Genomic DNA, 1211 nt, shown 5'->3' on the forward strand with positions numbered 1-1211 from the left:
CTAAGATCATGCCCAAAATAATGGGTGATATTGGGAATTTTCGTTCTTGAAGGAAATAGCCTATAACGCCCATGACTAACATAACAACAATAGAAGACATCGTATTTGTGATTGCGTAAGAGCCTACGATACTAAATAAAATAATTGCTGGATAAATAATTGCATTATCGATAGCAACGAGCTTCTTCAATAGATTGACAACAATAAAAGCAATCGGTAATAAAATTAGATTAGCAATAAAGAAAATAATAAAAACAGCATACAGTTTATCAGGATTGAATAAAAATAGTGTTGGTCCCGGTTGCATATCTTTCATATATAATACACCGATAATAATTGCAGCCGCAGAATCGCCAGGAATACCAAATACTAAAGATGGGATCCAGCTTCCAGCTAAGCTTGCATTATTACTGGCTGAAGCATCAACAATACCTTCTTCAGAGCCATGACCATATTTCTCTGGCTTTTTGGAGAGTTTCTTTGAAACAGCATAAGAGATCCATGCTGCAATATCGGCGCCAGCACCGGGTAAAGCACCTATTAATGTTCCTATTATTCCGCTACGGAAAATCCCCCCCCTTACGCTGACGAACAACCCCGCCAATGCCTTTAAAAATATTGTAAGAGTTATTTTCGACATTCACTTCACTCAGTGTGATTTGTTTTTCTTTCCAACGCTCAACGTAATATTTAATTGCTCCCGAAATTGCAAATAATCCTATCATTGCTGGAATAAAGCTTACGCCTTGCATTAGAGAGACTTCACCGAAGGTAAAGCGTGCTTGCCCCGTAAATTCATCATAACCAATAGTGGCTAAAGCAATACCAAAGAACAGTGCTAATAAGCTTTTTCTAATATGTGAACCTGAAACAATAGTTGCACAGCTAAGCCCAATTAAAGATAGCCACATATATTCATAAGAGCTAAATTTTAAAGCAAACTCAGCTAAAATTGGCGCTGTTGACGCTAATATAATCGTACCAATAACACCACCAATGACAGAGCTTGTTAATGACATACCTAATACACGGTTTGTTTTACCCTCTTTAACTAAGGTGTGTGCATCATTGGTATAAGCTGCCGACGCAGGTGTACCCGGAATATTTAATAAGACATACCTAATACACGGTTTGTTTTACCCTCTTTAACTAAGGTGTGTGCATCATTGGTATAAGCTGCCGACGCAGGTGTACCCGGAATATTTAATAAG

General features: G+C 37.8%; 2 protein-coding genes. Both read right to left on the reverse strand.

Annotated elements, in window-relative coordinates:
- Nucleotides 1-595 (reverse strand): tripartite tricarboxylate transporter permease (locus BHE89_RS26310; RefSeq protein ID WP_286146266.1); only part of this gene is annotated, 595 nt, incomplete at its 3' end.
- Nucleotides 561-1124 carry a tripartite tricarboxylate transporter permease gene (locus tag BHE89_RS26315; RefSeq protein ID WP_353615144.1) on the reverse strand — a complete coding sequence of 188 codons (564 nt, stop codon included), beginning with the start codon at nucleotides 1122-1124 and terminating at the stop codon, nucleotides 561-563. The genes BHE89_RS26315 and BHE89_RS26310, both read right to left, overlap by 35 nt.
- Between the last annotated feature and the right edge of the window lie 87 nt (nucleotides 1125-1211).

Source organism: Shigella sp. FC1967, assembly GCF_001743005.1.
In the GTDB taxonomy this organism is placed as follows: Bacteria; Pseudomonadota; Gammaproteobacteria; order Enterobacterales; family Enterobacteriaceae; genus Proteus.